Genomic DNA, 5,023 nt, shown 5'->3' with positions numbered 1-5,023 from the left:
TGCTCAGTGATCTGTTTTACGGCTTCAATTTTGAATTCTTCAGTGAACGTTTTGACTGACATAAACACTCCTTCATTAGGCCTCCATTATGAGGCAAAAAAGTGTCTACGAAACCCGGGTCTATTCAGTATGTAGTAATAATTCATATTGCATAGGTATGAATTGTTATTGCCATTCCAACGGCCAAACAATGAGTTGAAGTAATACTTCACAATTAAGCATTAGGGGGAAGTACTCTGAACGAACTATATACAGCGGAACTCGCCTTCTGAGTATCTTAGTTTTTTCAGAGAGATGTAGCAACTGAGAGAATAGATGACTTATTCAATATGAAGTATGAAATAGCATTTATTCAGTATGTTAGCTTGCTTGTTATGACTCAGCTGGCAACACAAACATCACACTTAACATTTCACAAACACACTTTAAGCGTTGAGCGGCTAAGTGCTAAGTGCTAAGTGAGATTTACTACTTCACACTTACTATTTAATAATTATTAAACTCATTGAGTAATTAACACGTTGAGATCAGTGGATGAAAGTTGAGAAGGGGAGGGGGTAGTAAGGAACACGGCGGCTAACGAAATGTATGATAAAGATGAAAACGGCATTGGTCGCATCCTGGTATCCAATGCCGTTTGATTTCAAACCTTTTTAAGATAAGCATCCAGGGCAACACGGATTATTGCGCTGACACTTTTAGGGCTAATACCACTACGTTTATTTTGCAGTGCAAGATCTTCAATCTCACGTAGCGTGTTCTGCGGTAGAGAAATAGTTGTCCTGGTCAGAATCTCCTGCACCGGCTCAATTATAACCTTCTCATCGCCATAAGGGCGATCGGCGAGTCTGTTAGCCAGTGCGTCAGCTTCAGCTTCAGTAACCACTCGGCGATTTGAAAAAGGGGGTCTTTTAAGGGCCATTAAAATACCTCATTCAGCAACGCCAGAACTTCTGCCTTGGCTTTTTCGTTAGAAGTTTCGAGTACAGATTTACCTTCTGACATCACATCCCGGTAAACCTTTCGGTAACATGCAGTGGCAGTCAAAGGAATGAGCCCTTCAAACTCACGCACGTATTCCAGGAATTCATGTCTTTCATTACCCTGCAACAGTGGGTTAGTCGTCGCCATGCTTTGATAACAGTAAGCCTTAAGCTCGGGATTCAAATCACGCATACTTTCCAGCTGCTGCTGAAGCTCAACCATCGTATCCAGGTCTAATTGTGAACACTGATGAGGGGCGATAATCGCATGGGCAACCGTGCCACCGGTGATAAGCTCCCGGCTGTTGCGACCGGCAACATCCACAATGACATGATCATACTTTTCATCCAGGCTTCTGAGCGTTTGAGAAATGTTATCTCGTTTTTCAATCAAGGTAATGGATGGTGTGATACCCGCAGCTTCGCGTTCTGCATACCATCTTGAAGCAGAACGCTGAACGTCAGCATCAACAAGACAGACATCTTCGCCACGTAAAGCCAGACCAACCGCCAAATTAATGGCCGTTGTTGTTTTGGCAGCCCCACCTTTATTGCATCCAATAATCGTGATCATTTGTCACCTTTGATATCGAAAATAGCATTTCCTAAATGATAACGCATAAAAGATAAATGTGAAGTAATATCGAGTAAATGATATGTGTGAAGTAATACTTATCACAATAAATACTGTTTTATGAAAGGTAGTTACACTGTAACTTTGAAAGTTTAGATTGATTTATATCTAATAAACCGGTTGTTACGAAGAAAACCATGCGTCAGTTTAACGCACGTCGGACTGTGGGATAACAAGAAACGTGTACCAAAATAGCTCTACAAACGACAGTATAGTTGTGTTTCAAACAATCAAGGAAATGTGATGAGAGTAAGCATTAAAACCAAAATTCTTAAAATTTGTGATGAAAAAATAGCAGCGAAGGGGAACAACGTTGGTCTGTCCTTTTACGCTTTTTTTTCGAATAAAAACGATGACCCGGAGTTACTTTTTGAAGTAGCCCAATGGTGGATTATGGAGATGAAACTGGACCACTTTGAGAAAGCGGAAAAGATTAAGTCTCTTGTTACATCAATCTGATGAAGTACCCGATTCTTCTCATCCTAATGACAGGAGATGACCAGATATGGCCAGAATGCGGAAACAGGGGGGGATGAAATGCTCTTTCAGTTGAAAACACAGCATTGTAATAGGAACACCGCTCGTATCGGGCAAATCGGCCACATAAAAAGAACCCTCTTTTTAGAACTCTAAGTATAGAGGTGGTGACCTGCCCCCAGGATTAGATACAACGCTCACTTAGTAATGTCGGATCCTTCACTCTCAGAATTACCCTTTCTCCAGGCCGCCGCAAATTCAGACGGCGTCTGATAATTCAGCGCGGAGTGCGGGCGGCACTCATTATAATCCTGACGCCATTCACTGATGGTTTTCCTGGCATTACTGACGTCACTGAACAAGTGTTCATTCAGGCATTCATCGCGAAAGCGTCCGTTAAAACTCTCAATAAATCCGTTCTGTGTAGGCTTGCCGGGCTGGATAAGCCGCAGCTCTACGCCATGCTCAAAGGCCCATTGATCGAGCGCGCGGCAGGTAAATTCCGGGCCTTGATCAGTTCTTATCGTAGCCGGGTAGCCGCGAAACAGCGCAATGCTGTCCAGAATACGCGTGACCTGCACACCTGAAATCCCAAAGGCAACAGTGACCGTCAGGCATTCCTTCGTGAAGTCGTCCACGCAGGTAAGGCACTTGATCCTGCGACCGGTGGCCAATGCGTCCATGACGAAATCCATCGACCAGGTCAGATTGGGCGCCGCCGGACGGAGCAGCGGCAGACGTTCTGTTGCCAGCCCTTTACGACGTCTTCTGCGTTTTACGCCCAGGCCACTGAGGTGATAAAGCCGGTACACGCGCTTATGTGTCAATACCGATTGAATTGTGACCCACCCCGCCAAAGTAAATCTGACCCACCCACCAATGATTATTCCTGTGGTTCAGTGACCTTTGATTTCTTTAACTGACCACTTTTCAGTTTGTCTTTCAGACGATAACTCTGACCACTTATCTGCACGATATGTGCATGGTGAAGCAATCGATCTAACATTGCTGCCGTCAGCGTTTCATCATCACCAAACGTACATGACCACTGAGTAAACGGCAGATTACTCGTGAGGATCAGACTTCCGGTCTCATAGCGCCGGGCGACAACCTGGAAGAATAAATTAGCCTCTTCCTTACCGAATGGCAGATACCCCACCTCATCAATCACCAGCAGCCGCGGCTTGTTGACGCAGCGCCCTAAATATCCCTTGAGATCACCCTGTCGGTGAGCGGCAACCAACTGCAACATCATGTCTGCTGCCGTTATAAACCGAACACTCTGACCTGACATCGCGACTTTATGTGCCAACGCACAGGCAAGATGGCTCTTGCCTACACCCGAGGGACCCAGTAGCACAATGTTCTCGTGGCGCTCGATGAATGCCAATCCAGCGAGTTCCTGAAGTTGAGCTCGCGGCGCACCGCTGGCGAACTTGAAGTCGAACTGCTCCAGCGTTTTAACTGCTGGCAGCCCTGATAACCGCAAAAGCGTCTGCCGACGACGTTCGTTACGGCTGTTCGTCTCCAGTTGCAGAAGCTGTTCCAGAAAGTCGCCGAATGTCCCGGCATCCTCCAGTGTTTTTTGGGCAAGCGCGGGCCACTCACTGGCAATACGCTCAAGCTTGAAGTCGGCACAGAGCTCGCTAATACGTTGATGCTGAAGGCTCATAATCCCGCCTCCAGCAGTGACTGATAAACAGAAAGCGGATGTTGAAAACTCTCTCTTGGCATAACCCTTTGATTATCCGCGACGACGGGTACTGTCCTTCCTACTCGAGGAAGAGGAAGCAGCGCAGCCAACTCCTGTTGCAGCCGGTGTTCTGGTGGAACACCGGTCGTGCCATGCTTACGGGCATTGGCCACGGTGATAAGCCACGGCCCGATGCGACTGTTGGCCGAATCGACATCGAGTAGCAGCCCGGCCTGTTTAAACGTGGTGGCCAGCGGGACGACAAAGCTATGCTTCAGATAGCGGTTGAATCGTTCAACTTTACCCTTGGTCTTTGCGCGATAAGGCCTGCACACTCGGGGAGTAAAACCGTACTTCTCGGCGAGGGCCAGTAATGGCGGGTTCCATCGGTGACGGCCTTCACCATACACGTCACGTTCAAGAATAATGGTCTTAGCATTATCAAACAGCAGGTGCTTCGGTGTACCGCCAAAAGCCAGAAGTGCCTGTTCAATGCCGTCACACCATGCCGCCGTATCCTGGCGGGGATAAAAACGCACAAAGGTTGCCCGGCTCCAGCCCAGTGTGGCGACAAATGCCAGCAACGGGTTCCGGCCCTGTCTGATCACCGTAAAATCGACCTGCATCTGCTCACCGGGCTGCGTCTCAAAACGCACGACGGGATCGTTCGGCTGTTGCTTAAGCGGAAGCAAGAAAGCCGTCAGCATGCTGTACCCACCGGCGTACCCGCGAAGTTGGATCTCACTCAGCATAACGCTGGCCGGTATCCAATGGGGTCTGGCCGCTTCAACCCGTTCAAGAATATAGGGCTTAAACGGGTCCAGCTTCCCGGGACGGGGAAGGCGTGCAGAATAACGGGCTTTAGCAGGTGAGTCCTGCATCCGAATATAGCGGCGGACGGTCTGCCGGGAACAAGAAAGCTGCCGGGCAATACCCCGAATAGACATGCCCTGACGTAAAAGAACTGCAATCTCCACGCGTAACTCCAATGTCAACATAGGCAGCTCCAAAGCTGCCATTTTTACCCAAGGTGGGTCTGTTTTACATTGGCATGTGGGTCATTTTTACATCGGTACTAACACTTATGATTAACATGAAGCCCTTCACGTCGCAGCAACTGCCAGATGCGACGGTAGCCAAAACGCCTGCGCTCCAGTGCCAGCTCAGTGATGCGCCCTGATAAATGTGCATCTGCAGCCGGACGCTGAGCCTCATAGCGGCAGGTCGACAGGGATA

General features: G+C 48.1%; 5 protein-coding genes and 2 pseudogenes. 1 reads left to right on the top strand and 6 read right to left on the bottom strand.

The genetic code is table 11. The annotated features are described in order from the left end of the window. Positions 1 to 643: 643 nt before the first annotated feature. Both J1784_RS00485 and J1784_RS00480 read right to left on the bottom strand, forming a co-directional pair. Positions 644 to 922 (bottom strand): ribbon-helix-helix protein, CopG family, encoded by a 279-nt coding sequence (locus J1784_RS00485; protein ID WP_217147609.1) that lies wholly within the window; start codon positions 920 to 922, stop codon positions 644 to 646. Further along, the gene (locus tag J1784_RS00480) at positions 922 to 1,557 is read right to left on the bottom strand and encodes an AAA family ATPase (RefSeq protein WP_217147608.1); all 636 of its coding nucleotides are present in this window, start codon (positions 1,555 to 1,557) and stop codon (positions 922 to 924) included. Before J1784_RS00480 ends, J1784_RS00485 begins: the two co-directional genes overlap by 1 nt. Before the next feature lie 303 nt (positions 1,558 to 1,860). Between J1784_RS00480 and J1784_RS00475 the strand changes: the two genes are divergently transcribed. Then, the gene (locus tag J1784_RS00475) at positions 1,861 to 2,076 is read left to right on the top strand and encodes a DUF6500 family protein (RefSeq protein ID WP_217147607.1); all 216 of its coding nucleotides are present in this window, start codon (positions 1,861 to 1,863) and stop codon (positions 2,074 to 2,076) included. A 215-nt stretch (positions 2,077 to 2,291) separates the two neighbouring features. Here J1784_RS00475 and J1784_RS00470 read toward each other — a convergent pair. The 4 genes and pseudogenes from J1784_RS00470 to J1784_RS00455 all read right to left on the bottom strand — a co-directional run. Continuing rightward, positions 2,292 to 2,921: pseudogene (locus J1784_RS00470) on the bottom strand (IS3 family transposase); the annotation flags it as partial. A gap of 56 nt (positions 2,922 to 2,977) precedes the next feature. After that, positions 2,978 to 3,766 (bottom strand): IS21-like element helper ATPase IstB, encoded by a 789-nt coding sequence (gene istB, locus J1784_RS00465; RefSeq protein WP_217147606.1) that lies wholly within the window; start codon positions 3,764 to 3,766, stop codon positions 2,978 to 2,980. After that, positions 3,763 to 4,785, bottom strand: coding sequence for an IS21 family transposase (istA, locus tag J1784_RS00460; protein WP_217147605.1), 1,023 nt, complete (start codon positions 4,783 to 4,785; stop codon positions 3,763 to 3,765). Before istA ends, istB begins: the two co-directional genes overlap by 4 nt. Positions 4,786 to 4,868: 83 nt before the next feature. Continuing rightward, positions 4,869 to 5,023, bottom strand: a pseudogene (locus J1784_RS00455) (IS3 family transposase); the annotation flags it as partial.

The sequence above is a fragment of the Rahnella ecdela genome (genome assembly GCF_019049625.1).
Classification (GTDB): Bacteria; Pseudomonadota; Gammaproteobacteria; order Enterobacterales; family Enterobacteriaceae; genus Rahnella; species Rahnella ecdela.
The sequence above is the reverse complement of the archived record's forward strand: the minus strand, read 5'-3'. Positions and strand labels throughout refer to the sequence as shown.

Excerpts from the sequence above, each read along its gene's own strand:
- J1784_RS00485 (WP_217147609.1), bottom strand. The coding sequence starts at position 922 with ATGGCCCTTAAAAGACCCCCTTTTTCAAATCGCCGAGTGGTTACTGAA.
- J1784_RS00480 (WP_217147608.1), bottom strand. The coding sequence starts at position 1,557 with ATGATCACGATTATTGGATGCAATAAAGGTGGGGCTGCCAAAACAACA.
- J1784_RS00475 (WP_217147607.1), top strand. The coding sequence starts at position 1,861 with ATGAGAGTAAGCATTAAAACCAAAATTCTTAAAATTTGTGATGAAAAA.
- istB (WP_217147606.1), bottom strand. The coding sequence starts at position 3,766 with ATGAGCCTTCAGCATCAACGTATTAGCGAGCTCTGTGCCGACTTCAAG.
- istA (WP_217147605.1), bottom strand. The coding sequence starts at position 4,785 with ATGTTGACATTGGAGTTACGCGTGGAGATTGCAGTTCTTTTACGTCAG.